Source organism: Pseudoalteromonas sp. NJ631, from assembly GCF_000276645.1.
Taxonomy (GTDB): domain Bacteria; phylum Pseudomonadota; class Gammaproteobacteria; order Enterobacterales; family Alteromonadaceae; genus Pseudoalteromonas; species Pseudoalteromonas piscicida.
In genome coordinates this window covers 870286-895497 of sequence record NZ_AKXJ01000001.1, presented here as the reverse complement: position 1 = coordinate 895497, position 25212 = coordinate 870286, and the positions used below count along the sequence as shown (strand labels likewise).

Annotated in this window: 24 protein-coding genes; 17 read left to right on the top strand and 7 right to left on the bottom strand. The window is 43.3% G+C overall.

The window, feature by feature from the left end:
- Positions 1–31: 31 nt before the first annotated feature.
- Entirely contained in the window at positions 32–1093 is a 1062-nt protein-coding gene (gene mutY / locus A587_RS0104200; protein ID WP_017216542.1) for an A/G-specific adenine glycosylase, read from the top strand.
- 65 nt (positions 1094–1158) lie between these two features.
- The gene (locus A587_RS0104195) at positions 1159–1431 is read left to right on the top strand and encodes an oxidative damage protection protein (protein WP_010379401.1); all 273 of its coding nucleotides are present in this window, start codon (positions 1159–1161) and stop codon (positions 1429–1431) included.
- Between the two features lie 49 nt (positions 1432–1480).
- Here A587_RS0104195 and ispB read toward each other — a convergent pair whose 3' ends face one another.
- On the bottom strand, positions 1481–2452 hold the full coding sequence (gene ispB / locus A587_RS0104190) for an octaprenyl diphosphate synthase (protein ID WP_017216541.1): 972 nt from the start codon (positions 2450–2452) through the stop codon (positions 1481–1483).
- A gap of 417 nt (positions 2453–2869) precedes the next feature.
- Here ispB and rplU point away from each other — a divergent pair, with 417 nt between their 5' ends.
- The 7 genes from rplU to glsB all read left to right on the top strand — a co-directional run bounded on the left by rplU (position 2870) and on the right by glsB (position 7689).
- The gene (gene rplU / locus A587_RS0104185) at positions 2870–3181 is read left to right on the top strand and encodes a 50S ribosomal protein L21 (protein ID WP_010374575.1); all 312 of its coding nucleotides are present in this window, start codon (positions 2870–2872) and stop codon (positions 3179–3181) included.
- Positions 3182–3200: 19 nt separating this feature from the next.
- Positions 3201–3458: a 50S ribosomal protein L27 gene (rpmA, locus tag A587_RS0104180; RefSeq protein WP_010374578.1), complete on the top strand. Its 258-nt coding sequence runs from the start codon at positions 3201–3203 to the stop codon at positions 3456–3458.
- 169 nt (positions 3459–3627) lie between these two features.
- A complete protein-coding gene (gene cgtA / locus A587_RS0104175) occupies positions 3628–4785 on the top strand; it encodes an Obg family GTPase CgtA (protein ID WP_010374580.1) in 1158 nt (385 codons plus the stop codon).
- A gap of 379 nt (positions 4786–5164) precedes the next feature.
- On the top strand, positions 5165–5656 hold the full coding sequence (folA, locus tag A587_RS0104170; RefSeq protein ID WP_026000875.1) for a type 3 dihydrofolate reductase: 492 nt from the start codon (positions 5165–5167) through the stop codon (positions 5654–5656).
- Positions 5657–5735: 79 nt separating this feature from the next.
- A complete protein-coding gene (locus tag A587_RS0104165; RefSeq protein ID WP_010374584.1) occupies positions 5736–6107 on the top strand; it encodes a DUF3718 domain-containing protein in 372 nt (123 codons plus the stop codon).
- Positions 6108–6328: 221 nt separating this feature from the next.
- Complete coding sequence (gene hpf, locus A587_RS0104160) at positions 6329–6685, top strand: ribosome hibernation-promoting factor, HPF/YfiA family (RefSeq protein ID WP_010374586.1); 357 nt, start codon at positions 6329–6331, stop codon at positions 6683–6685.
- Positions 6686–6771: 86 nt separating this feature from the next.
- Complete coding sequence (gene glsB, locus A587_RS0104155) at positions 6772–7689, top strand: glutaminase B (RefSeq protein ID WP_010374588.1); 918 nt, start codon at positions 6772–6774, stop codon at positions 7687–7689.
- 83 nt (positions 7690–7772) lie between these two features.
- Here the strand turns inward: glsB and A587_RS0104150 are convergent, their stop codons facing one another.
- Positions 7773–9077, bottom strand: coding sequence for an inosine/guanosine kinase (locus tag A587_RS0104150; RefSeq protein WP_010374590.1), 1305 nt, complete (start codon positions 9075–9077; stop codon positions 7773–7775).
- Between the two features lie 259 nt (positions 9078–9336).
- Here A587_RS0104150 and tadA point away from each other — a divergent pair, with 259 nt between their 5' ends.
- Positions 9337–9837, top strand: coding sequence for a tRNA adenosine(34) deaminase TadA (gene tadA / locus A587_RS23795; protein WP_010374591.1), 501 nt, complete (start codon positions 9337–9339; stop codon positions 9835–9837).
- On the opposite strand, the gene A587_RS0104140 is transcribed toward tadA, so the two are convergent.
- Together A587_RS0104140 and mltF are read right to left on the bottom strand one after the other, a co-directional pair.
- Positions 9834–10016: a hypothetical protein gene (locus A587_RS0104140; RefSeq protein WP_010374594.1), complete on the bottom strand. Its 183-nt coding sequence runs from the start codon at positions 10014–10016 to the stop codon at positions 9834–9836. The genes tadA and A587_RS0104140 overlap by 4 nt on opposite strands.
- 129 nt (positions 10017–10145) lie before the next feature.
- Complete coding sequence (gene mltF / locus A587_RS0104135; protein ID WP_017216538.1) at positions 10146–11576, bottom strand: membrane-bound lytic murein transglycosylase MltF; 1431 nt, start codon at positions 11574–11576, stop codon at positions 10146–10148.
- Between the two features lie 201 nt (positions 11577–11777).
- Here mltF and purL point away from each other — a divergent pair, with 201 nt between their 5' ends.
- The 4 genes from purL to A587_RS0104115 all read left to right on the top strand — a co-directional run bounded on the left by purL (position 11778) and on the right by A587_RS0104115 (position 18839).
- A complete protein-coding gene (gene purL / locus A587_RS0104130; RefSeq protein WP_017216537.1) occupies positions 11778–15662 on the top strand; it encodes a phosphoribosylformylglycinamidine synthase in 3885 nt (1294 codons plus the stop codon).
- Positions 15663–15773: 111 nt separating this feature from the next.
- Positions 15774–18326 (top strand): intermembrane phospholipid transport protein YdbH family protein, encoded by a 2553-nt coding sequence (locus tag A587_RS0104125; protein ID WP_017216536.1) that lies wholly within the window; start codon positions 15774–15776, stop codon positions 18324–18326.
- Positions 18327–18329: 3 nt separating this feature from the next.
- Complete coding sequence (locus tag A587_RS0104120) at positions 18330–18509, top strand: YnbE family lipoprotein (RefSeq protein ID WP_010374602.1); 180 nt, start codon at positions 18330–18332, stop codon at positions 18507–18509.
- Positions 18510–18518: 9 nt separating this feature from the next.
- The gene (locus tag A587_RS0104115; protein WP_017216535.1) at positions 18519–18839 is read left to right on the top strand and encodes a YdbL family protein; all 321 of its coding nucleotides are present in this window, start codon (positions 18519–18521) and stop codon (positions 18837–18839) included.
- A 67-nt stretch (positions 18840–18906) separates the two neighbouring features.
- Here A587_RS0104115 and A587_RS0104110 read toward each other — a convergent pair whose 3' ends face one another.
- Positions 18907–19449 carry a DUF1415 domain-containing protein gene (locus A587_RS0104110; protein ID WP_017216534.1) on the bottom strand — a complete coding sequence of 181 codons (543 nt, stop codon included), beginning with the start codon at positions 19447–19449 and terminating at the stop codon, positions 18907–18909.
- A gap of 3 nt (positions 19450–19452) precedes the next feature.
- Complete coding sequence (waaA, locus tag A587_RS0104105) at positions 19453–20721, bottom strand: lipid IV(A) 3-deoxy-D-manno-octulosonic acid transferase (RefSeq protein WP_017216533.1); 1269 nt, start codon at positions 20719–20721, stop codon at positions 19453–19455.
- A gap of 146 nt (positions 20722–20867) precedes the next feature.
- Here waaA and A587_RS0104100 point away from each other — a divergent pair, with 146 nt between their 5' ends.
- The 3 genes from A587_RS0104100 to hldE are packed head-to-tail and all read left to right on the top strand — an operon-like array spanning position 20868 to position 24395.
- Positions 20868–22313, top strand: a complete 1446-nt coding sequence (locus A587_RS0104100) for a capsule assembly Wzi family protein (RefSeq protein ID WP_017216532.1) — start codon at positions 20868–20870, stop codon at positions 22311–22313.
- A 40-nt stretch (positions 22314–22353) separates the two neighbouring features.
- The gene (locus tag A587_RS0104095) at positions 22354–22950 is read left to right on the top strand and encodes an SIS domain-containing protein (RefSeq protein ID WP_010374612.1); all 597 of its coding nucleotides are present in this window, start codon (positions 22354–22356) and stop codon (positions 22948–22950) included.
- On the top strand, positions 22947–24395 hold the full coding sequence (gene hldE / locus A587_RS0104090; RefSeq protein ID WP_017216531.1) for a bifunctional D-glycero-beta-D-manno-heptose-7-phosphate kinase/D-glycero-beta-D-manno-heptose 1-phosphate adenylyltransferase HldE: 1449 nt from the start codon (positions 22947–22949) through the stop codon (positions 24393–24395). The genes A587_RS0104095 and hldE overlap by 4 nt, the downstream gene beginning before the upstream one ends.
- On the opposite strand, the gene A587_RS0104085 is transcribed toward hldE, so the two are convergent.
- Positions 24392–25105, bottom strand: a complete 714-nt coding sequence (locus A587_RS0104085; RefSeq protein WP_017216530.1) for a 3-deoxy-D-manno-octulosonic acid kinase — start codon at positions 25103–25105, stop codon at positions 24392–24394. The genes hldE and A587_RS0104085 overlap by 4 nt on opposite strands.
- Positions 25106–25212: the final 107 nt, after the last annotated feature.

The window sequence follows — 25212 nt, the reverse complement described above, 5'->3', positions numbered from 1 at the left end:
GCGGCTTTTGTAGCAAGTACTAGTCAAGTTTATGAAAGTTAGCCAGCAACAAGCTAAGTGGTTTGGTGAGCAAGTTGTGTCTTGGTATCACCTTCATGGTAGAAAAACACTGCCGTGGCAACTCGGAAAAACACCGTATAAAGTATGGATTTCTGAGGTGATGTTACAGCAGACTCAAGTCACTACAGTTATTCCTTATTTTGAGCGCTTTATGGCGCGCTTCCCAACGGTAATTGCGTTGGCCGATGCACCGGAAGATGAAGTGTTACACCATTGGACTGGGCTTGGTTATTACGCCAGAGCAAGAAATCTTCATAAAGCTGCAAAGGTGATCAGAGATAGCTATAAGAGTGAATTCCCACAAACATTAGAAGCGGTGATGGACTTACCGGGCATTGGTCGCTCTACCGCAGGTGCGATACTCTCTCTTGCGCTTGGTCAGCATCATCCAATACTCGATGGTAATGTTAAGCGAGTACTGGCTAGGTTTTATATGGTTGAGGGCTGGTACGGAGTAAAGAAGGTCGAAAATCAGTTATGGTCTTTGAGTGATGCTGTCACGCCAAGCGGTGATGTAAGAGCGTTTAATCAGGCTATGATGGATTTAGGTTCAGGCGTATGTACCAGAAGTAAGCCCAACTGTGATGTTTGCCCACTTGTTGAGGAATGTTCAGCGTTCAAAAATAATCGGGTTAAAGAGTTTCCGAACCCTAAACCCAAAAAAGAGAAACCAAAAAAGCGTACTCACCACTTAATAATTAAATGTGATGGTAAAGTGCTGATGGAGAAGCGCCCTTCGAGTGGAATATGGGGGGGGTTATTCGGCTTTTTTGAGTTTGCAGAGCAAGATGAGTTAGACGCGTTTATTAAACAGCAAGAACTTAAACTTGAATGTACAAATACACTTGAACCCTTTGTGCATATTTTTACGCATTTTGAGTTAACTATTACCCCCGTGGTTGTAGAAGTAAAAAGCATGCCAGATTGTGTGCATGATCAGCAATTGCTGTGGTTCGATACTCATAATCCACCAGAGGTTGGGCTTGCTGCGCCGACTAAAAAGTTGGTTAAAGTATTAACCGCAATAGGGTAAACTGACGCTATCACTGGTGCTGACTCTCATTGAGTGCACGATTAAAATTGAAGAGGTAGATACTCATGGCACGTACGGTATTTTGTCAAAAGTTACAAAAGGAAGCGCCTGGACTGGATTTTCAACTGTATCCAGGAGAAGTTGGTGAACGTATATTTAATAACATCTCTAAAGAAGCTTGGCAGCAATGGCAACACAAGCAAACCATGCTAATTAACGAAAAGCATCTTAATATGATGGATCCTGAGCATAGGCAAATGCTTGAAGAGCAGATGGTCGGCTTTTTGTTTGAAGATAAAGAAGTCGAAATTGAAGGCTACAGGCCACCAGAAAAATAAAGGTCGCATCAGCGACCTTTTTATAGCTCATAAACTGGCTAGGGGACGATTAATACTCTCTATCCACAGAAAGTTTAGCAAGTCCTATCAGTGCTTCTTTGTGCACTGAGTCAGGTAAAATGCTCAATTGTGCAATCGCTTTTTGGGCTTCTTCTTGGGCTTTAGCCATCGTGAAGTCAAGTGCTTTGGTCTCGGCTAGTGTTGCTAAAATATCTTCAAGATAATCAAGCCCATTACCACTTTCTATTGCTGTTCTTATCTGAGCTGTTTGCTGAGCAGTTGCATGTTGCATTGCATAAATAAGTGGAAGCGTAGGTTTACCCTCGGCGAGATCATCACCAATATTCTTGCCCAGCAATTCTGCGTTAGCACTATAGTCAAGAATATCGTCTACAAGCTGGAAGGCTGTGCCTAAATGCATACCGTAAAGCTTAAGCGCAGTTTTAATTTCGTCTGATTGCTCTAACACTACAGCGGGTAGTAAAGTTGCAGCTTCAAATAGCTTTGCCGTTTTGCTGTAGATAACCTGCATATAACTCTTTTCAGTTGTATCTGGGTCATTACAGTTCATTAGCTGTAACACTTCGCCCTCAGCGATAATATTGGTTGCATCCGCTAGGATCTGCATGACTTCCATATTACCAAGACCAACCATCAACTGGAACGAACGAGTGTAGATAAAGTCACCGACTAATACGCTTGCGGCATTTCCAAATTCAGCATTTGCAGTCGGTTCTCCACGGCGCAGTAATGACTCATCAACCACGTCATCGTGGAGTAAGGTTGCTGTGTGAATAAACTCTACAATTGTCGCTAGTGTGATGTGTTTATCACCTTCGTAACCTAATGCTCGTGCAGCCAAAAGGGCTAACATTGGGCGGATGCGTTTTCCTCCGCTATTTACAATGTATAAACCTAGCTGTTTTACAAGTGCAACATCAGATTGCATTTGTTGATGTATAAGTTGGTTGACGTCAAGCATATCTTGCTCAACCAAATTTTGGATAGTTTTTATATCCATTGCGCTCCGAGCCAATCTATTAACCGAAAATGAATAAACTCAGCGATTGTACTACAAAAAAATCATCGACTCGATAAATTGTCGTAGTTGCTTATAAAAAAACGTTTTTATGCTTACTTTTTGTGCTTCTAATGGTCGCGTAATGGGTGAAATAGGTACAGTGAAATCTCATTTGGAACTGTATTAGGTAAACTATAGATTCGCCTTTTGTCTGATGAATTGAGAGAAAAAAGAGCTTGGCTTTGACATTTTTTTGACTAGAATAGGGGAAAATATTTGATTGCCCTCATACGAGCTAAATTTTATTCACTTTCTTCAAATTTGCTCTTGCGCCAAGATACGCATTAGCGTAAACTTCGCGCCCTATTGAAGAATATTAAGTTGCGTCGATTTGAGGGCGCACAGACGGAGTTAATTATGTACGCGGTTTTCCAAAGTGGTGGTAAACAGCACCGTGTGACTGAAGGTCAAACAATTCGTTTAGAAAAGCTAAACGTTGAAACTGGTGCAGCAGTTGAATTTGATTCAGTACTTCTAATTGCTGATGGTGAAAAGATCGAGATCGGTGCACCGTTTGTTAACGGTGGTAAAATTACAGCTGAAGTTGTATCTCACGGTCGTGGCGAGAAGATTAAGATTGTTAAATTTAGACGTCGTAAGCATTCTCGTAAGCAGATGGGCCACCGTCAGTGGTTCACTGAAGTTAAAATCACTGGCATTAGCGCTTAATTTTTAGAGGTACAGAAAGATGGCACATAAGAAGGCAGCTGGTAGTACTCGTAACGGTCGCGATTCAGAAAGTAAACGCTTAGGTGTTAAACGTTTTGGTGGCGAATCAGTTCTAGCGGGTAGCATCATCGTTCGTCAACGTGGTACTAAGTTCCACGCTGGTTCTAACGCAGGTATCGGTAAAGACCACACAATCTTCGCAAAAGCAGACGGTAAAGTTGTTTTTGAGCAGAAAGGTCCTTTAAACCGTAAATACGTTAGCATCGTTGCTGAGTAATCGGTATTAAATACTAAAAAACCCCGCTTAGGCGGGGTTTTTTGTTTTCAGCACATCAATTACCAAATTAGCTATATCAAGGCGTATTAATACAATTGGTATTAGGAGCGATTTGTCGCTGCTGCTATAATGGTGTAGTGAATTCAGACAGAGTTAAAGAGTTTAAACCATGAAGTTTGTCGATGAAGTAGAGATTAGAGCGGAAGCCGGAGATGGGGGCAGTGGTGTCGTTTCATTCCGCCGCGAAAAGTTTGTGCCAGATGGTGGCCCAGACGGTGGTGATGGTGGCGATGGCGGTAGTGTATTCCTGCAGGCTGATGAAAATTTAAATACGCTTATCGACTATCAGTTTGAACGCTTTCACAGGGCTGAGCGTGGTACCAATGGTCAAGGCCGTAATTGTACTGGTAAAAAAGGTCAGGACTTAGTACTTAAGGTACCAGTTGGTACAAGAGTTACAGATGTCGATACTGAAGAGTGTTTAGGCGATTTGACCAAAAATGGACAAAAGCTGATTGTAGCGAAAGGTGGGTATCATGGTCTTGGTAATACGCGTTTTAAGTCAAGTACTAATCGCGCACCAAGACAGAAAACGCTGGGTACTCAAGGTGAAGTTCGTAACCTTCGCTTAGAATTAATGCTGCTTGCAGACGTCGGTTTGTTAGGTCTGCCAAATGCTGGTAAATCTACGTTTATCCGTAGTGTATCTGCAGCCAAGCCAAAAGTCGCTGACTATCCATTTACCACGCTAGTACCTAATTTAGGTGTTGTGAGACCTGAAGCGAGCAAGTCATTTGTAATTGCTGATATCCCAGGCCTAATTGAAGGTGCTGCGGACGGCGCAGGTCTTGGCATTCGTTTCTTAAAGCACTTAGAGCGCTGTCGGGTGTTATTACACATTATTGATGTGATGCCGGTTGACGGTAGTGATCCTGTCGAGAATGGCTTCGCTATTATTAACGAACTGCACCAATACAGTCCTAAATTAGCGGAAAAGCCTCGCTGGTTAGTGCTAAATAAAGTGGATTTATTACTTGAAGAAGAAAGAGAAGAAGTATGCGCCCGTATTGCTGAAGAGCTAGACGCAGAAAATTTTTATATGATCTCTGCTGCAAACAAGTTAAATACGCAACCTTTGTGCTTTGATATCATGAACCTTCTTGAAAGCATGCCAAAAGATAAATTCGAAGAAGAGCAGCAAGAAGAAGTTGAATTTAAGTGGGACACATATCACAGACATGCAACTAAAAATGATAAGAGCGACGATGATGACTGGGATGATTGGGATGACGACGACTACGATGTTGAAGTTATTTACGAGCGTTAAGTTACATTGAATTTATTCTAAAAGGCCCATATATGGGCCTTTTTTATGCCTATTTAAGCGGTAGATTACTTCAACTCAGTATTCTCGCCGCAATTGTGTTGAAGATGATATACTAATCAACCTGAACTCGGGATAACAACTTGTTCTCTAGCAGCTGTTATCTCTTACTACTGTGTTAAATTTGCTTGCAATAGACCAGCTATTGACGCACAAATTTGCCTTGTATTAAGAAATAACTTCTGGCTAGAGTGATACTACGCTTTTGAGCTTAGTGATTTTAGTGGATTAACTTACTTCTTATCCCGAGTTCAGGTTAATCAAACATCTTGCATGCTAATTGTGTGTATAAACTAATACTAAAATACTATAAAGGTGCGTTGTGGTAATTTCAATGATAGCTGCGATGGCAAATAACCGTATTATCGGAAAAGATAACGATATGCCGTGGCACTTGCCTGCAGATCTTCAACATTTCAAAAAGGTTACGCTAGGTAAACCCGTGATTATGGGCCGAAAGACATTTGAGTCTATTGGTAGGCCTCTTCCTGGTCGTAGAAACATAGTGATATCCAGAAATCTTGACTATACTCACGAAGGTATTGAAGTCCTCGCTTCACCTGAAGCCGCACTTAGTGCTGTTAGGGATTGTGAGGAAATTATGATAATTGGTGGTGGTCATATATATGACATATTTCTGCCTTATGCTCAGCGGCTCTATTTGACCTTCATCGATTTAGAAGTTGAAGGGGATACTCAATTTCCTGACTACGAGCAAGTTGCTGAGTGGGAAGTGCTTGAAACTGAGTGTAACGAACCTGATGAAAGAAATAACCATAGTTATAAATTCGTAACTCTGAACAAAAAACTATGAGTTTCTTGCTAACAATTGTTTAGGTTGCTAAAATATAGCCAGTTATATGCTACGAATAAAGTATTAAAGGGTCTGTGTAATGAAATTAACTACCGTGCTACTGTCAGCTTCTATCGCTGTTGCAGCTTTTTCTTTCAGCAAACCAGTAAGTGCAAACGATCAGTTGGCGCTTTCTATATGTGAATATATCGCAGCGGACGATAAAAATCGCATTCGTAACGCTTTGAAAACATCACGCCTTAAAATGCGTAATGTTTACGATGCAATCCAGTGCAACGGTAACAACTTACTTAGACATGCAATTGCTAGCAACGCTGTCGATTCGGGCGAGTACATTATTAAAAGTATTCCAAAAAGCGCGTTAGAAGATGGTAAAGATTTAGCGTGGGCTGAGTCAAACCACGGTGGTTCAGCATTGATTGCTGTCATCAAAGAGCGTGCAGGCCTTTAATTGTAAAGTTTACGCAATATGAAAAGAGCCCTTTCTAGGGCTTTTTTTATGCCTGAGTTTTCTAACAATCCTAATTAGCGCGTAATTTTTCTACCAATCTATTTTTTGATTAGAATCAGCTTCCTTCCAATTTTTGTAATAAATTTCTGCTAAGGCTCTTGAGAAATCGAGCAATCGTGCCAATACTATTGTTAAGGGTAAACGCAAAAGAAGGATTGCATATGAAGATTAATTTATCTGGCCATCACGTAGATGTAACCGATGCTGTTAAAAACCACGTTCATGAAAAGTTTGCCAAGATCGCTAACCATTTTCCGTCGTTGTTATCCCTAGACATCATCGTCAGCAAAGAACACAAACAATTTTACACGGAGATAAGTACAAACTACGCAGGTAGCCGAATATCAGTAAAAGGTGAAGACGAAGTGATGTATCCTGCTATTGCTAAAGCGTCTAAAAAGCTGGATGCAGCTTTGAAGCACCGAAAAGGTCAGTTAAAAGCCAATAAACATCAAAAGCCGGTGAGTACAACGCCACCTATTGCGCACGAGATTATTCAAGAAATGGAACTGAAATAACCTTAGTTTCAGATAAACATCAGGCCCTACGGGGCCTTTTTTGATACACTTCTCCAATCACCCTAGCTAGCCTTAATTACGAGCATATGCCAAATTACCAAGAAATTTTAGAGCAGGCTGCACAGCGAGTTCAACCGTTGTTACGCCAAGGCAAAGTTGCTAACTATATTCCCGCTTTAGCTGAGCAGCCGTTAGAGCAATTTTCTGTTTCACTTCACACGGTAGATGGCGAAACATTTAGTGCTGGAGATACTGAAGCCAGATTTACAATTCAATCAGTATCTAAAGTAATGACATTGACGCTAGCATTGCAGCGCTATGGTGACGAGCTTTGGAGTCGGGTAGGGAAAGAGCCTTCGGGTACTGCTTTTAATTCCTTAACTCAGCTTGAGTTCGAAAATGGCATTCCAAGAAATCCCTTTATAAATGCAGGTGCCATTGTAACTTGTGATGCGCTGTACTCTCGTTTATCTGCTCCAATTCATACGATGCTAGAAAGCTATAGAGCGATGTCTGGTAATGATAAGCTGTGTATTAATAAGGTTGTGGCGCAGTCTGAGTATGATCACAGGTATAGAAATGCAGCGATGGCTTATTTGATGAAGTCATTTGGCAATTTTAATAATGAAGTCGAGGATGTGTTGTGGTCATATTTCAATTTTTGTGCAATAGAAATGAATACCACTGAGTTGGCGAAGTCATTTTCCTATCTCTCTAGTCAGGGTTACTGCAACTTATCAAAACAGCGGATACTAACCAAAAAACAAACCAAACAAATGAACTCGCTGTTGTTTACGAGTGGTCTTTACGATGCAGCAGGTGACTTCGGTTATCGAGTAGGAATGCCTGGCAAGTCTGGCGTCGGGGGGGCAATAATCGCTATTGTACCGAATCGTTTTACAATTTCGGTATGGTCGCCTGGGCTTGATAAAGTTGGTAACTCTTTGGCTGGGATCGCGGCATTAGAATACCTATCCAACGAACTTGGTACTGCTATTTTTTGATGCCAAGTTATATACACACTAGATGATATAAAAATAGCGACCGTAGTCGCTATTTTTACCAATCCTAAACAAGCTAAGAACCGTTATTGTTCCCAGTATGATTGCTCTAGTGAGTCTTCACGCTCAGGTAAGCCTCGAGATAGCCTTGGTGAATGCTGAACGAGTACCTCATAGCTTGCACGATTTGCATATTTGCTTATCTGTGCCAAAGATGAATAGGTAATTGCACTTTGTTCATGTTTTGCTGAGTTTGGTACATTCAGTTTATGGTATTCATTAGCACAAATATCATGCAGAACAGCGGCAAGGGCACAGTCACCGGCACCATTTGTGTTCTTGATGATGTCTGGTCCACCCATATAAGGAGCGGTATGGCTGTATGCTCTGATCGGCTGTTCACACTGGGCTTTTTTCATTGCGCGTGAGAATTCGTAGCGATTAAATTCAGGAATAGCGCCAGGCAGCAACGGGTATTCAGTCACACGCTTGCAGCTGTCATCAACATAACCCGCCATAAACAGCCCTTTAGGGCCAGCGGTACAAATGACCAAATCAACCCAGTCTAGTGCTTTGTCTGCGGCGAGAAGTGGATCGCTAAAGCCAGTGATCGCCTCACCTTCTTCTTCGTTCATTGCAAGGATATCAACATGTTTAGCAACGAAGTCGGCCCACCATTTGGGGTCTTGTTCAATTAAGAACTTAGTGCCAAGCGTCAATACTACGGGTATGCCAGCGTTATTGGCATACTCAACCGCCTGCATCGTTGCTTGTGTCATGGTTTCGTCGCCACTCGTGCGCATCAAATAAGCGCTGATCACTAACGCCGATGATTCTTCGATAAGCGTTTGGCAAATAGACTCAGGACGTAGGTGATTCATTAATCCTGCGCTGATAGCAAAAGTTCGCTCACCACTGTCATCGATAAGTGTAAAACAACGACCAATGGGACCATCAACTGGCTGCAAGTAGTCTAGATCAACTCGGCTTGAGGTGTTACATAAAAATTTGTAGGCGTAGCTGCCAATCTTTATGTTTTCACTCATCACCCCAAGCAGTACTGAGCGGTCATCTGCTAGCACTGAATAGTTGTGCATGGTGTTACCTATGGTACCGCCGGCAAATTCATAGTCGATCATGTCATCACGTTTTAGCCTATCATAAAGGGCGTTGGTGACATCATTGTCTATCACTTGTGACATACCACGCTGTAAGTGGAATTCATCAAGAAAAGCTTGATCCACTTTCGCTTCGATATCAACGACGATTTGATCTATACCACAGATATAGCTCCTTTTTAGCCGATCATCAGCGTGTAACTGGTTAATAAGCGGATCTTTATCTTCCACCGGAAAATAGTGTTTATGCCTACGGCGTCCCGGAAATTTCATATTCTACCCGTGTGTTTTTGAGCTTACGAAATAAAAAAAGCGGCGAATTATAGCGTAAATCCAACCCTGTGAGCCACGGCAAAATTGCGAAAATTATCAATAATGTCCGCAAAATATTAAAAAGATGTTGGTAACATCCTGAGTTTGCTTATAAAAGCAGCTGTAATGGTGACTATGATTATTTAAGAATAGCAGCTTAACCAGAGCTCTGCTGGAGGTGATATACTCCATTTTAGGTGAGGACGACAATAAAATTATCATGTCAGAAGTAAAAGATGATCAATATTGGATGAGAATGGCGTTAGCATTTGCTGACAAAGCTGAAGCCGAAAACGAAATTCCAGTCGGTGCTGTTGTAGTGAAAGATGGTGAAATGATAGCTGCGGGTTGGAACCGTTCAATTACCTGTCATGATCCTTCGGCTCACGCTGAAATGATGGCTATTAGAGAAGCTGGCAAAGTCGTTGAAAATTATCGGCTGATTGATTGCACTTTATATGTGACGCTTGAGCCATGTCCTATGTGTGCCGGTTTACTGGTTCATAGCCGCTTGAGCCGAGTGGTGTTTGGTGCCTCTGATGCAAAAACGGGTGCGGCTGGTTCGATAATGAACTTGTTACAGCACGAAAAGCTGAACCACCAACTAGAAGTTACATCGGGCGTATTGGGTGAAGTATGTGGCGAAAAGCTGTCTGCATTTTTTAAGCGCAGACGCCAAGAGATTAAAGCAGCAAAAAAGTTGAAAAACGGTAGTACTTAAGGCTGTACTACCGCTGTGGCTGTTTTTGCGTCCCTTTGCTCTTCCATTTGAATTAGCGCAAAAATACGATGGCGCAAGAGCATTTTACGGTGTGCATTTTTCATCATTACACGACGGCGATTTGGCGACGTGTATTTGGTGTTACGTTTAAATTGATGATTCCGACGTCTTCTCAACATAGAACCTCCGAATGTGAGAGATTAGGTGGGGGTAATGCCCCCAAATATTAATTTAGTATAAATACGCTATGCCTATGACAGATTTATGACCTTTTGAAGCATTTATCAAGCCAGTTTAGTAAATATAAATTACTGTTGCTTCTCGACTTCACTGGCTTTGTCCGAATTATCAACCGGAGTCGTTTGCGAAGAGGCTTTACTGCTATCAGGTAGGAGTGCACCGTTGTCTTCCAACCACACAAGTGCATCATAATAGCGGCGAATATTATCTACATACGTTACCGCAACATCACCACGAGCATATCCATATCTTGTATTTCGATAGTAGCGCTTTTTAGTAAGTAGCGGTAGTCGTTTTTTAACATCTGCCCAGTTATTCGGATCGCCACCTTGATCCGCAGTAATGTTGCGTGCATCTCGTACATGGCCCCAGCCTACATTGTAAGAAGCAAGGGCAAGCCAAGTACTATCGGGCTGCTGTATTTCTTCAGGCATACGGTCAAATAAAATACGTAGATATTTGGCACCACCTTCAATATTTTGTTGGGCATTGAGGCGGTTTGTCACGCCAACTTTTTTAGCTGTGGGTTGCGTTAGCATCATAATGCCACGAACCCCAGTTGGAGATTTAGCTCTGGGATCCCACATCGATTCTTGATAGCTGACTGCGGCCAGCAAACGCCAATCGATATTGTGCTGTTTCGAATAACTTTTAAACCACTTGAGATAGGTTGGTAAGGTACTATGTACGGCTTCGACAAAGGCTAAGGTGTTTACATAGTTAAACTCTTCGATATGACCAAAATACTTCTCTTCGAGCGTGGCCAAAAAGTTGTTTTGTTGTACTCGAGCGAAAAATGCAGGCAGCAACGCATATAACGAGTCGTCTTTTTCGTTACGCATCATCCACGCCACATGTTCATCTTTTGTAACTGAAAACGCAATACTGACGGTCGGGTGGTAGCGTCTAAATAGGGCCAGTGAATGTGAGTCTGTAATGGTGTAGTCAATCTCTCCATCAATGATGGCCTGAAGCAGTTCTTCCTCACCTTTATCTGAGACAACCTCCCAACTCAAATGAGGATGGCTTGTTTTAGCCTCTTCAAGCGCGATAACATGATTGCTGTGTGCAAGTACGGTAATTGGCGCTTTAATATCATCAAAGTTTCTTGGCCACTCTCTCCCTTGTTTGTACACGAGCTTTTGACTGATCATTCTATACGTTGGGCCAAAACGATATTGCGCTGTTCTTGATGGGTGGAAGCTCACCGCGGAGGCGACGATATCTAAGTCCCCAGCATCTAGCCTTGCAAATAACTCATCTAAGTTAAAGTAAGGAACGATGTGTAATTCAATACCAAGCTCATTGGCAAATTCACTCGCCAGTTCATATTCGAACCCTTGTTCTCCAGTGGTGCCTTGGTAGTAGTTTCCCGGACCCGCGAGCGTGCCAACACGTAATACCTTATTTTGTTTTACATGTTGCAACTGATTAAGAGGGGCTTTGTCGCACCCAACTAAACAGATGACAACAAAGCACATAAAGACGTATTTAAACATGACCTAGGTTCTCTTTTGCGCTCGAAATCCCAACTTACCGCAGCAAAATCATAATTGCAAAAGCCGAATTAACTTAAGGTAATGATAGATTTGCATGATATTTTCTAGTTTTGACAAATTAGTGTTAATTCCGCGCGCTATTTCCACTATAATGAGCGCCCAAAGATATCGTTCAATCCTTAACCCCGGATGAAAATACCTATGTTAATCCTACGTGGTGCACCTGCACTTTCAGATTTCAAAGTCCAAAAGATCCTTAAAACCTGCGCTGCAGCTCAATTACCAGTTACCAATGTTTATGCCGAGTTCATGCATTTTGCTGATCTAACGGCTGAGCTTTCAGAGGCTGAGTTAACTAAGCTAAACAGCCTGTTAAAGTATGGACCGACTATTACGGAGCATAAGCCTGAGGGCAAACTGATCTTGGTAACACCAAGGATCGGAACTATCTCTCCTTGGGCTTCTAAAGCGACAGATATTGCAAACAACTGTGGTCTTACGCAAGTACACCGTGTTGAGCGTGGTATTGCTTATTATGTTGAGGGTGAACTAACACAAGCTCAGTTCGACGAAGTTGCACAGTTACTTCATGACCGCATGACCGAATCTGTTCATGCAGAGCTTGATGATGCAGCTAAATTATTCCGCACGGAAACGCCTCGCCCAATGTCTTCAGTAGATATTCTTGGCGGCGGCCGTGAAGCACTCGCGGTTGCGAATGTTGAGCAAGGCTTTGCACTTGCCGATGATGAAATTGACTACTTAGTAGAAAGCTTTGAAAAGCTTGGCCGTAACCCTAATGACATCGAGCTGTTCATGTTCGCTCAAGCAAACTCTGAACACTGTCGTCACAAAATTTTCAACGCTGATTGGACTATCGATGGTGTAGAGCAGCCTAAGTCGCTGTTTAAAATGATTAAAAACACCTACGAAACCAATAGCGACAACGTGCTGTCGGCGTATAAAGATAACGCTGCGGTAATGGTTGGCTCTAAAGCTGGTCGTTTCTTTCCAAATACAGACGGCGAATATGCTTACCACGAGGAAGATATCCACATTCTGATGAAAGTGGAAACGCACAACCACCCAACGGCGATTGCCCCATTTTCTGGTGCATCAACAGGTTCTGGTGGTGAGATCCGCGATGAAGGTGCAACTGGTCGTGGTTCTAAGCCAAAAGCTGGTTTAGTTGGCTTCACGGTTTCTAACCTTCGTATTCCAGGTTTTGAGCAACCTTGGGAAACTAACTTTGGTAAACCAGGACGCATTGTTAATGCTTTAGACATCATGCTTGATGGCCCACTTGGTGGCGCTGCATTTAACAACGAATTTGGTCGTCCAAACCTATTGGGTTACTTCCGTACTTACGAAGAAAAAGTAGAAAGCCACAATGGCGCTGAAGTACGTGGTTATCACAAGCCAATCATGATCGCTGGTGGTTTAGGCAATATCCGTGAAGATCATGTGCAAAAAGGCTCAATCCCTGTAGGTGCTAAGCTAATCGCACTTGGTGGTCCGGCAATGAACATCGGTCTTGGCGGCGGTGCAGCTTCATCAATGGCATCTGGCCAATCAAACGAAGATTTAGACTTTGCTTCTGTTCAGCGTGAAAACCCTGAGATGGAACGTCGTTGTCAGGAAGTGATCGACAAATGTTGGCAGCTTGGTGATGATAACCCAATAGCGTTTATTCACGATGTGGGCGCAGGTGGTTTATCAAATGCATTCCCTGAGCTTGTCGACGACGGCGGCCGTGGTGGTAAATTCCAGCTGCGTAACATCCCGAACGATGAACCTGGCATGGCACCACACGAAATCTGGTGTAACGAGTCGCAAGAGCGTTATGTACTGGCAGTTGCCGCGGAAGACTTTGCTCGCTTTGAAGCAATTTGTAAGCGTGAGCGCGCACAATATGCGGTAATTGGTGAAGCGACAGAAGAGCGTCACCTAACAGTAGCTGATAGCCACTTTGATAATAATCCTGTGGACCTGCCACTAGACGTATTACTTGGCAAGCCACCTAAAATGCATCGTGACGTTGAGTCAAAGCGTGTAGTGGGTACAGCATTAGATACTTCGGGTATTGAGCTTGAAGATGCAGCTAAGCGTTTACTTCGCCTACCAACGATTGCTGAGAAAACATTCCTTATCACGATTGGTGACAGAACCGTAACAGGTTTGGTTGCACGTGACCAAATGGTTGGTCCTTGGCAGGTACCTGTTGCTAACTGCGCGGTAACAGCGGCAACTTACGATACTTACCACGGTGAAGCGATGTCTATGGGTGAGCGCACGCCAGCGGCACTACTTAACTATGGAGCCTCGGCTCGTCTAGCGGTAGCTGAAGCGTTAACCAATATCGCTGGTGCTAATATCGGTAGCCTAAACAACATTAAGCTTTCGGCAAACTGGATGGCGGCTGCGGGTCACCCAGGCGAAGATGCGGGTCTTTACGAAGCGGTTAAAGCGGTTGGTGAAGAATTATGTCCTGCATTAGGCCTTACAATCCCAGTTGGTAAAGATTCAATGTCGATGAAGACTCAGTGGGATGAGAATGGCGAAGAAAAGTCAGTGACTGCGCCATTATCACTCATCATCACTGCATTTGGTCGTGTTGAGGATATTCGCAAAACAGTCACGCCTGAGCTTCGTACTGATAAGGGTGAAACCAGCCTATTCCTACTTGACTTAGGTGCTGGTCAAAACCGTCTTGGTGCCTCAAGCCTAGCGCAAGTGTACAAGCAACTTGGCGACAAGACACCTGATGTTGACAGCCCTGAGCTGTTAAAAGGCTTCTACAATGCGGTACAAGCATTAGTTGAGTCTGGCAAGCTTATCGCTTACCACGACCGCTCTGACGGTGGTCTATTCACCACTGCCGCCGAAATGGCGTTTGCAGGCCACACAGGTGTGAGCATTGAATTAGATGCGCTGCAAGGTACTGACTTAGAAGTGCTATTTAATGAAGAGCTTGGCGCAGTATTACAAGTTCGCAATGACGATATCGCTGCGGTTGAAGCGATATTTGCTGAGTACGGTATTGCTGATATTGCACATCGCATCGGTACGCTAAACGGTGAAGACAAGGTTATCTTTACTCGTGGCGGTCAGGCGGTACTTGAAAATACTCGCACTGAGCTTCGCACTATTTGGGCTGAGACAACTTACCAGATGCAAGCACTACGTGATAACCCAGATTGCGCGAAGCAAGAGTTTGACGCTAAGTTCGATGACAAAGATCCGGGTCTTAACGTTAAACTAAGCTTTGATCTAAACGAAGATATCGCAGCGCCTTATATTGCAAAAGGGGTGAAGCCTCAAGTTGCCATCTTGCGTGAGCAAGGCGTTAACTCACATATCGAAATGGCGGCAGCATTTAACCGTGCTGGTTTTGCGGCAATCGACGTACACATGAGCGATATCCTTGAAGGTCGCTTAACGCTAGAGCAATTCAAAGGCCTAGTGGCATGTGGTGGCTTCTCATACGGTGACGTTTTAGGTGCTGGTGAAGGCTGGGCTAAATCAATCCTATTCCATGACTCAGCACGTGAGCAATTCCAAGGCTTCTTCCAACGCCAAGATACTTTCAGCTTAGGTGTGTGTAATGGTTGTCAGATGCTTTCTACATTAAAAGAGCTGATCCCAGGTACGGAAAACTGGCCACGTTTTGTCACCAACAAGTCAGAGCGTTTTGAAGCGCGTTTCAGCTTAGTTGAAGTACAGCAAAGCCCGTCAATCTTCTTTGATGGTATGGCTGGCTCTCGTATGCCAATCGCGGTATCACATGGTGAAGGTCACGCTGAGTTTGCAAGCGAAGCGGCGGTACAAACTGCACTGAATTCAGGTTCAGTTGCTGTGAAGTTTGTTGATAACTACGGTGATCCAACCACTCAGTATCCAGCTAACCCGAATGGCTCTCCTGCTGGTATTACGGGCATGACGTCAACAGACGGTCGTGCAACTGTGATGATGCCGCACCCTGAGCGTGTATTCAGAGCAGTAGCAAACTCTTGGCACCCAGATGAGTGGCAAGAAGATAGCCCTTGGATGCGTATGTTCCGCAATGCGCGTAAGCGAGTAGGCTAACGCGACATACATTTGAAAAAGGTCACTTCGGTGACCTTTTTTATTCATGGCTCGATAATTATCTATCGGGTACACTGAAAAGGAAATACCAATCATATTTTAGGGATACGAATGAAAAAATGGCTTTGGAGCTTAGTGTTGATACTCAGTGTTTTCGTGGGTGTTTACCTTGCCAGAGTTCCTTTGTCGCTCTGGGCCATTAAACATTTTATACCAGTTAATGAACTTCAGGTCAGTTGTCTTGACTGGCGTTTGTCGGGCCTAAATCGTATCCATATTACAAAAGCATGTGTGCAGACAAATGCCTTTAATGCCCAGCTTTATGATGCGCAACTAAGCATGCGCCAAGTCAATATTGAAAAAGCGGATATTCAACTTCTTCCGCCCAAAAAGTCAGATGCAACTCAGCCACAGCGCCTTGCATTGCCACTCGACATCACCAGACCCAAAACGCATATTGCCAAGCTGTCTGTATCTGGCGAGCCATTACCAAAGCCATTAGTTGTGTCGATTTCGGAGTCCGAGCTGAATCAATTTGTAATAGCAGGTGACATCGATGCAGAAGTTACGTTGCAGCCAGAGCGTATTGCTGCAAATATTGACCTTAGTGGCGAGTACCTCAGCGCTTTATTACCTCCTCAGATCCAAGCCCTTTCAGGAACTAGCCAACTTGAATTCGATGGTCTGGCTATGGACGCAGAGCTAGAACTTGAAACTTTAGTGGCGCTTGAACAGGCTGAATGTAAAGGTACCGTTGCGTATATAGGCGCTTTGTCCGGGCGCTATGATTTAGCAACGCTGCAGGGGAAGGTAGCACTTGCCGAGCCGATTTCAGCGAAATCAGCGCTTGATTGTCTTACTTCTGAATATAGTAAACTGTTACCGACCACTTGGCAGGTCCATTTACCGAGAGAAATTACTATTTCTGCGGATTCAATTGCGACAGATTTACTTGAAGTGACGGGTAAAGATAAACCGTTACAACTTGAAGTTAACGAGCTGGCAGTCGACTTAACTGAGCCTTTCGTCAATGGTGATATTCGCCTTGAATTTTTCGATGATAAGTGGGGCGCGCATACACTCTCTGGGGCGCTGAGTGCGCGACCAAATTTTGTTAATATGAGCGGGGAAATCACAACTGACCTTCAAAAGCTTACACTACAAGATGTTATTGCTGAGAATCTCGAGCTCAATAGCCGCTTCAAAATATCGGGTAACCCAACCGAGCTAATTACAATTGAGGCTCAGCCGAGCATATTCTCAACCCAGTTATCGACATCAGGTTTGGTGATTGATAATCCATCTCTGACGCTTGATTTACATGCACAGCTAGATGTGCCAAAGCTCAAAAGTGGACATCTACTACACAGAGTCTTACCTGAAGGGATGAGTTTTGCGATAACGCTTGATTCAAAACTGCAAAACCTGAGTGTTGAGAATGTAACAGCAAAACAGAGTGCGTTGAGCGGGCGAGTTTTGCTTGAGCCTACACATGATTTTGATATCAATCTCAACTTAACCAGTGCACAGATACAACAGCAGAGTTATAAACTGAATGAGTTTGCGCAGACACTGCACTGGCAAGGCTCAGTCGCGACCGGAGAAATCTTTTCAACCTTGTCGGGCAATACTAAGGTAGCAGAAGTTAACTTAGCTGATTTCAGTTTGAAAAACGTGAGCATTGACAGCAAAGGGCAGCAAAGCCGCGGATTGATGGCGTCACATGTGATTAATATTGATGGTGTAAAGGCGTTGCTTGAGCATCAATATTCAAGCTTAAAACATCCAGCACAATTACATGTGCCCACACAGCAGCTCACTCAACTTCAGCCATATATTGACGCGCTTTTACCGAACTTAAAAATTAGCAATGGTAACTTCTCTGCAGTAGTCGAAGGGGATTTATCCACGCGTATATTTACCTTAGATGGGGGCGTTCAAAACGGCTCTGCGTTATTTAATGAACGGCTTATTCAAAATGCAACGATTGATGTCTTTGGTCTATTAAGTTCAGCTAATATTCAACTCAAGCCAACCACACTGAGTGTTGAAGAGTTGAGAGCTGGTGTTATCGTTCAAGCAATAACAGGCCAACTACTCAGCGAAGCAGGCGTGGCTAAATTGAAAGATATTAACGCACAGGTTTTTGCCGGTAACGTGGAGATTGATGAAGTTAGTTTGGTCCCAACGCCGCAGGTCGTTCAGGTATCGCTAGATAAACTGAGTTTGGAGCTTATTGCCGCTTCTGGACATGATGCGGGCGTTGAGCTGAAAGGGCTAATCTCAGGGACATTACCAGTGCAACTCTCTTCATCGGGTGTGCGAATTGACTCTGGTAAAATACACAGTGTTGGTGAAGGGCTATTAAAGGTTGAAAACAATGCATCAATTAATGCGCTAAAAGAGCAGCAACCTAGCTTACAAACGGTGATCGGTGTACTTGACGAGTTGACCATTGAGCAATTGAGTAGTGGCGTAAATTTAAGTGAAGACGGCTGGTTGGACTTAGATGTTAAAATTACAGGAATTAACAAACTCCAACAACAACCAGTAAACTTTAACTATACACACTCAGAAAATGTGTTTACCTTATTACGAGCCCTACGCTTAAGCGACGAGATTACGCGCGAAGTGGAAAATGCGTTAAATAAAGAGGAGCGTTAGTGAATGAAATGGATGCTAGTGATATCAGCTTTATTGGTATTGAGCGCTTGTACTCATAAGGTGCAAGTAGAAACCAAAGAGCCTATTACGATCAACTTAAATGTAAAAGTAGATCATGAGATCCGCGTGAAAGTGGATAAAGAACTCGACAATTTATTCAGCGAAGACAGCGAGCTATTCTAAGGAGGATTTATGAAGCTAAAAGCAATCTCTACCCTAATTATTGGGCTCAGTATGAGCTTCGCCGCATTCGCAATTTCCATTGACGATGCTAAATCACAGGGTTTAGTTGGTGAGACTACATCGGGCTATCTTGGTGTGGTTAAAAATGGCCAAGGTGTACAGCAGCTAGTTGATGAAGTGAATGAAAAGCGCAAAGAAAAATACCAGCAATTAGCGAAAAAGAACGGTATTACACTTGAGCAAGTGGAAGCTTTAGCTGCTAAAAAAGCGTATAACAAAACGCATTCAGGCCATTATATTCAAGTCAATGGCAGCTGGGTGAAAAAGTAATACTTCAAAAATCTTACAAGAAAAGGCTGGCTAAACCAGCCTTTTGACTATTTATCCGAAGCTTAGGTCATTTAGCTTTGTGGCATTGCTGAAGCAAATGCTGCCAAAACGCTTCCCCTTTACGCCTTGCGAGGCGAATATTATTTTCTGGGATCTGCTCGGGATCGTCATACTCTGCTAATGCTTGAGCCATACTTTCTTCGCGGATCAAGTGGAGTGTTGGGTAGGGCGCGCGGTTAGTGTAGTTTGCTGCGTCATGCTCATCACTATCAGCGAAAACATAATCTGGGTGAAAAGTGGCAATTTGATAAGTGCCTTCAAACCCTTGCGCTACTAATAAAGCGTTTGCTAGGTCGACGAGATCCAAAAAGTCGTCAAAATTGCTAAAACCTTTATCAAATATAACTAGCGTTGTTTCTCGCTCTGGCTCATGGTTTAACTCTGAGCACTGCTCTAACATATCCATCACGGCATCGTCGTGGCTTATCGCTTGAGACACGAAATAATGAATGCTGTTACTTTCAACTTCCTGTCGAGCAAACGGGCAAAAGTTGTATTTTACAATGACTTGGCTAACCCAGTTTTGCATTGTAGAGATGACTGTATTCATGAATTATTCCAAGCTCTTATTGATTAGTTTCATGGTTTTAGCAATAGCTCCGGTATTTTCAACTAGTACCGATTGAGCGTTAGTACCTATTTGCGTTCGAAGCGATTTATCTTCAAATAGCGTAATAATTTCAGCGGCAAGCTTGTCCTCATCATCGACTACGATGGCACCTTGTTGCGCGATAAGTTGAGGATATATATGCGCAAAATTATAGGTATGTGGACCGGTTAATATTGGTACACCATGAGCTGCCGCTTCTAGTGGATTATGACCGCCGCGTTCAATCAAGCTACCACCAATATAGGCGATATCGGCACCGCCAAATAGCCACTTTAATTCCCCTAAAGTATCTGCTAACAAGACCGAGGCTTCTGTGTTTATGCTGTTACTACTCTTTTTGGTAAAAGCGATCTCTTGCTCATTGAGGTAGTCAGCAACTGCTTGAAACTGTTCGGGATGGCGAGGCGCGATAATAAGTAACGCATTACTTACCTGCTTTAATACTCGCTGATGTGCGGCAATGACTTGCTCATGCTCCTTAGGATGCGTAGATCCTGCAAGCCAAATTACCCGCTCGGGATAACCTATTCGGAATTGTCTTGCCTTTGCAATTTCTTCTTCAGTGACTGAAATATCAAACTTGATTGAGCCGGTAATGTGAAGCTTAGATTGAACAAGCCCGAGCTTGATGAAACGCTCACCGTCTTCTTCATTATGGGCTGCAAGCAGATCTATGTTGCTCATTAAGCCTTTGGTTAACCAAGCATGCTTTTTATAACCTTGGTATGACTTTTCAGAGAGTCTGGCATTGACTACCAAGGTTTTACATTGGTTTTGCTTGGCATAATGAAAGAGATTAGGCCACAGCTCAGTTTCCATCACAATAAGGAGCTTGGGCTTCAAGGTATTGAAAAATTTTCTGACCGCAAAAGCAAAATCGATAGGTAAATAACAGACATGTACTTGGACATTGCTGTGAAAAGCTTTTGTTATCTCTTCTCTACCTGTCGGGGTGTTACAAGTAACAATGATTGGAGTTGCAGCTTGTTCTTTAAGTACTGATTTGATGAGAGGTGTGGCTGCAAGCACTTCCCCTACGGAGGCGCAATGGATCACAACAGCATGTGGTGGAAGCTTGTTTAGGTTAAAGCCGAGGCGCTCTGTAAAATGAGTTCGATAGTCAGGATTTTTCCTACCTCGAATAAAATACAGATAACTCAATAAAATAGGTGCTAATACTAGCAATAATAAGGAATATAGTCGGCGCGCCATAGGAGTCGCTTAAGCTCAAAAATCAGTATTTTACCTTGTTCCAAGGCGAAATTGAATGAACAACACAATTTTACACAGTTCAACAGATGCCTATGGGCTTTTGGTTTGGTAGTATTTAGCGCATTAAAAAGTAATGGAATAACAAAATGAATTTAGCTCGAGTACTCGCTTGCTGTAGTTTATTGGCTTCGAATCTCGCTTTTGCGAGCCCCACAGCTTATTTACCCATTGGACAAGATCCGCTGTTGGAATATCAAATCGATAAAATGTTTGCGTTGACCGTTGGTACGCCTATGGCAAAGCCTTACCGTATCAGTGAAATCAAGATGCATTTGATGAAACTTAGGCATATTGACGCCACATTACAGCAGAGTATTAGTCAGGGGATTGCACCTTATCTGCAGGACGATGCGTTGACGCAAAGATCAATAACACTTCGTGTTGATAGCGGTGAAGAAAAGCAAATAGCCAACGACAGAGGTAATTACAGTGGTGAATATGCTGAATTGGGGCTCGGTGGTGTTTGGCGTGGAAGCGAATCAAGCATTTTACAGATCGGTGCTGAGTATCGAGTAGATGCAAACAAACTTGTTCCATACAATACTTTTTATGGCATGTCCTACGGCAACTTGCAGCTTAATTTAGGATATAAAGAACATTGGTTTTCACCATTTAAGCATTCGGCTCAAGTATATTCTAATAACGCGAGACCTTCATTATCAGCTTCTTTGGGTTTAGTTGTGCCTATTAGAAATTGGTGGAACTTCGATTTTGAACTGTTTTATTCTGAACTTGAGAAAGTCCATGACGGAATTCGTTTTCAAGGCACGCTTCACGATGGAACACCTAAAATAGCGGGTAGTCACTTTAGTATAGAGCCATTAGCTGGATGGAAAATCGGTCTAAACAGAGTCATGCAATTCGGAGGCGGACCTAGGAAAGTAGATTTTAAGGACTTTATTAAGGCATATTTTGACCCTGTTGGAAACGATAATAAGATAGGTGATCTCACTCAAGATGATGAACTGGGCGATCAATGGGCAACTATCACGACCAGCTTTACCACAAATTACGGCACTCAAGCACAATGGTATTTAGAATACGGTGGTGAGGATAGCAATAACCATAAAAACTATTTGTTCGGTAATACGGTTGTTAATGTTGGTGTTTTTCTCCCTCAATTGACTTCAACGACTTCATTACGCTATGAGTTTACTGATATGGAAAGCTTATGGTATGTAAACGAAATTTACGATACTTATGGCAATACAATCGACGGATTTGGCGTTGGGCATTTTGCTGCAAACCATCGCCAGTTCGATGATGGTGCACCGACGCAAATTCACGTTTTAGAAGGTACTTACCAATCAGATTATCGTTCATTATGGAGAGCTAAGCTTTCAGTTATCGATAATGAGAGTAATTATTTGAATGAACTTGGAGAGCTTGGCGCAGAGTACGAGCGTGGCTACGAGTTTGAGCTGGCACATATTGGTGAAGCCTATAGCAAGCAAGTCGAAACTAAATTAACCTTGGGTAAAGATGTCTTCGGTGAGAATTACACTTGGTTATCAGTCCATGTATACTGGTAGGTATCACGCGGGACAAGCATAGAATAGTTTAGGAACAAATATGTCATTGAATGAACAAGTAGCACAAAGCTACTTCGCAAGCTTACAGCGCCATGTTGATGTTTTTGAAACAATGGCAAACTATCACCAAGAATGTGTTGAGCTACTTGAAGCATGCCAAAGCACGTTAGCAGCTGGTGGTAAGGTCATTTGGTTTGGTAATGGTGGCAGCGCGGCAGATGCGCAGCACCTCGCTGCAGAATTTGTGGTGCGTTACAAATTAGAGCGTGGTCCTTTGGCTTCGATTGCATTAACTACCGACACCTCAATTTTGACCGCACACAGCAATGACTATCACTTTGACTCCGTATTTGAGCGTCAGGTTCAGGCGCTTTGTAAACCGGAAGATATGGTGATTGGTTTAACCACATCAGGTACGAGCCCTAATATCAATTTGGCACTTCAAGCCGCAAATGAAATTGGTGCCTTTACCGTGGCATTGACTGGTAGAACTGGTGGCAAAGTGAAGGACATTGCTAAATTACCGATTATTATCGCAAACGACGAGACAGCGCGTATTCAAGAAGCGCATATGTTTATTGGTCACTGGCTATGCGAAGCGGTCGATATGCTTGTTGCGGCGGAGCAAGAGGCATGAAGTTAGCGGCACTTCAACAGCTAAATCAAGCCAAGGTATTGGTGGTTGGCGATGTGATGTTGGATAGATACTGGCATGGAGATACCGGGCGTATTTCTCCTGAGGCTCCAGTACCTGTGGTGAAAGTCAGCGCGTTGGAAGACAAAGCTGGTGGTGCGGCGAACGTTGCCAAAAACATCGCTCACTTAGATGGTAAAGTGGGTTTGCTTGGGCTTATCGGCGAAGATGACAATGGTAAAACGCTTGAGGCTATCCTTACCAAGGAAAACATTGAATCTAGCTTAGTTAACGTCGTTGAGTTGCCGACTATCGCAAAAATGCGTGTGATCAGCCGTCATCAGCAAGTAGTCCGACTCGATTTAGAAGAGCCTTTTCAGTTATCTCACAGTCAACTACTGCTTGAGCGTCTAAAGCAAGAAGTTGATAAGTATGACTTTGTGTTGTTTAGCGACTACAACAAAGGCGCTTTGTGCGCCATTTCAGAAATGATTGCGGTGGCAAAAGCCGCTGGTAAAACGGTACTAATTGACCCTAAAAATAGTGACTTGAGCCTCTATCAAGGTGCTGATTTTATTACGCCTAACTTAAACGAATTTAAACTCGCTGGTGGAGACACAAGTAGCGAAGAGGCACTCACCTCTAGTGCGCGTGAACTGCTGAAAACGTCAGGGATCGGCGCTATGTTGCTGACGCGCTCCGAGCAAGGCATGTCTTTAATAACCAGTGCTGAAAAGTTTGATTTCCCAGCTCAAGTACAGGAAGTAAGTGATGTTACGGGAGCAGGTGATACCGTGATCGCCACACTGACGACTATGTTAGGTGCGGGAATGTCTGCCAAAGATGCAGTTGAAGTTGCAAATATTGCCGCAGGCATTGCCGTGAGTAAGTTAGGTGCTGCAACGGTGTCACCGGAAGAGTTGAGTCGCAAACTGGGTCAATATCTTAGAGAAACGGGCGAGCACTACCAAACGCCGTTTGAAGAAGTGCTTAAGCACATTACTTTTGCCAAGCAAAACGGCGAAACCATTGTGTTTACCAACGGCTGCTTTGATATTCTCCATGCAGGCCATGTGCGTTATTTAGCGCAAGCTAAAGCGATGGGCGACAGACTCGTCGTTGGATTAAATAATGATGAATCGATCTCGCGTCTCAAAGGACCTGAACGTCCAATCAATCCACTAAAAGAGCGGGCGATGGTGTTATCTGCACTCGCTTCTGTGGATTGGGTTATTCCGTTTGGCAGTGTTGAAGAAAATGATACACCAGCTAAGTTGATAGAAATGGTCAGCCCTGACATTTTGGTCAAAGGTGGTGACTATAAAGTAGAAGAGATCGCAGGTGCAGAGCATGTGCTTAATCAAGGTGGAAAAGTCGAGGTGTTAGCGTTTTTGGATGGGTGCTCGACTTCCAATGTGATTAAAAAGGCACAGCTACAAAAAAGTTAACGTGCGCTGCGATAGGCTTGCATTAATACTTGCCACTGATTTTCATCAAAATAAAAGGTCGGCCATTTGCCGGCCTCTTTTTTAAATGAACGTTGCAAACGCTCCATGTTTGCGTGCTGCCAACTTGAGTTTGGCTGCATGATTTTGCCCTTATCAAAATCAATTAGAAATACTTTGCCGTTGGCATCAAACAAAATATTGTTGATGTTCAAGTCATCATGATAGGCACCGGCTTGATGAAACTGAGCTATGGTGTGGCCGATACTTTCCAGTTCATTTGTACTAAGCGCTCTTGCTTGCAAAATTTCGCAAACACTGGTGGCATCAGACACCGCTTCGGTCAAAATATCTGCACGATAAATACCAAAATGAAGCGATATTCTTGCACCAAGTGGTGTTGGGACTGGTAAACCTTGTAGTTGTAGTTGCTCTAGCAAAGCAAACTCTTGATATACGCGCGTATTTTCTAGCTTGGTGAAAATATACTGATCACTCAACAGCTTGCCGATTAAGCCTCCACGATAGTAGTGCTTAAGTACCGCGATGCTTTGGTTAAATCGCACGAACCACGCCGTTGCTCGACCTTCTTTCGAGCCGACAATCGCATTATTTTTCTGCCAATATTCAGGGTCAAACATTTCTTCTGAAACATCATAATCTAGGGTTGAAGGCGTTAGTAAATAGCTATACGGCTGTTTGGTGATTTGCACAATATAGGATTCTTAAGAGTCAATTGTGACATTCTAACGATTTTTCACCCTCAGTGAAACTTGCAAACTTGTTTGATTAATTTAAGATCAAGCGCTTGTTACTTTCC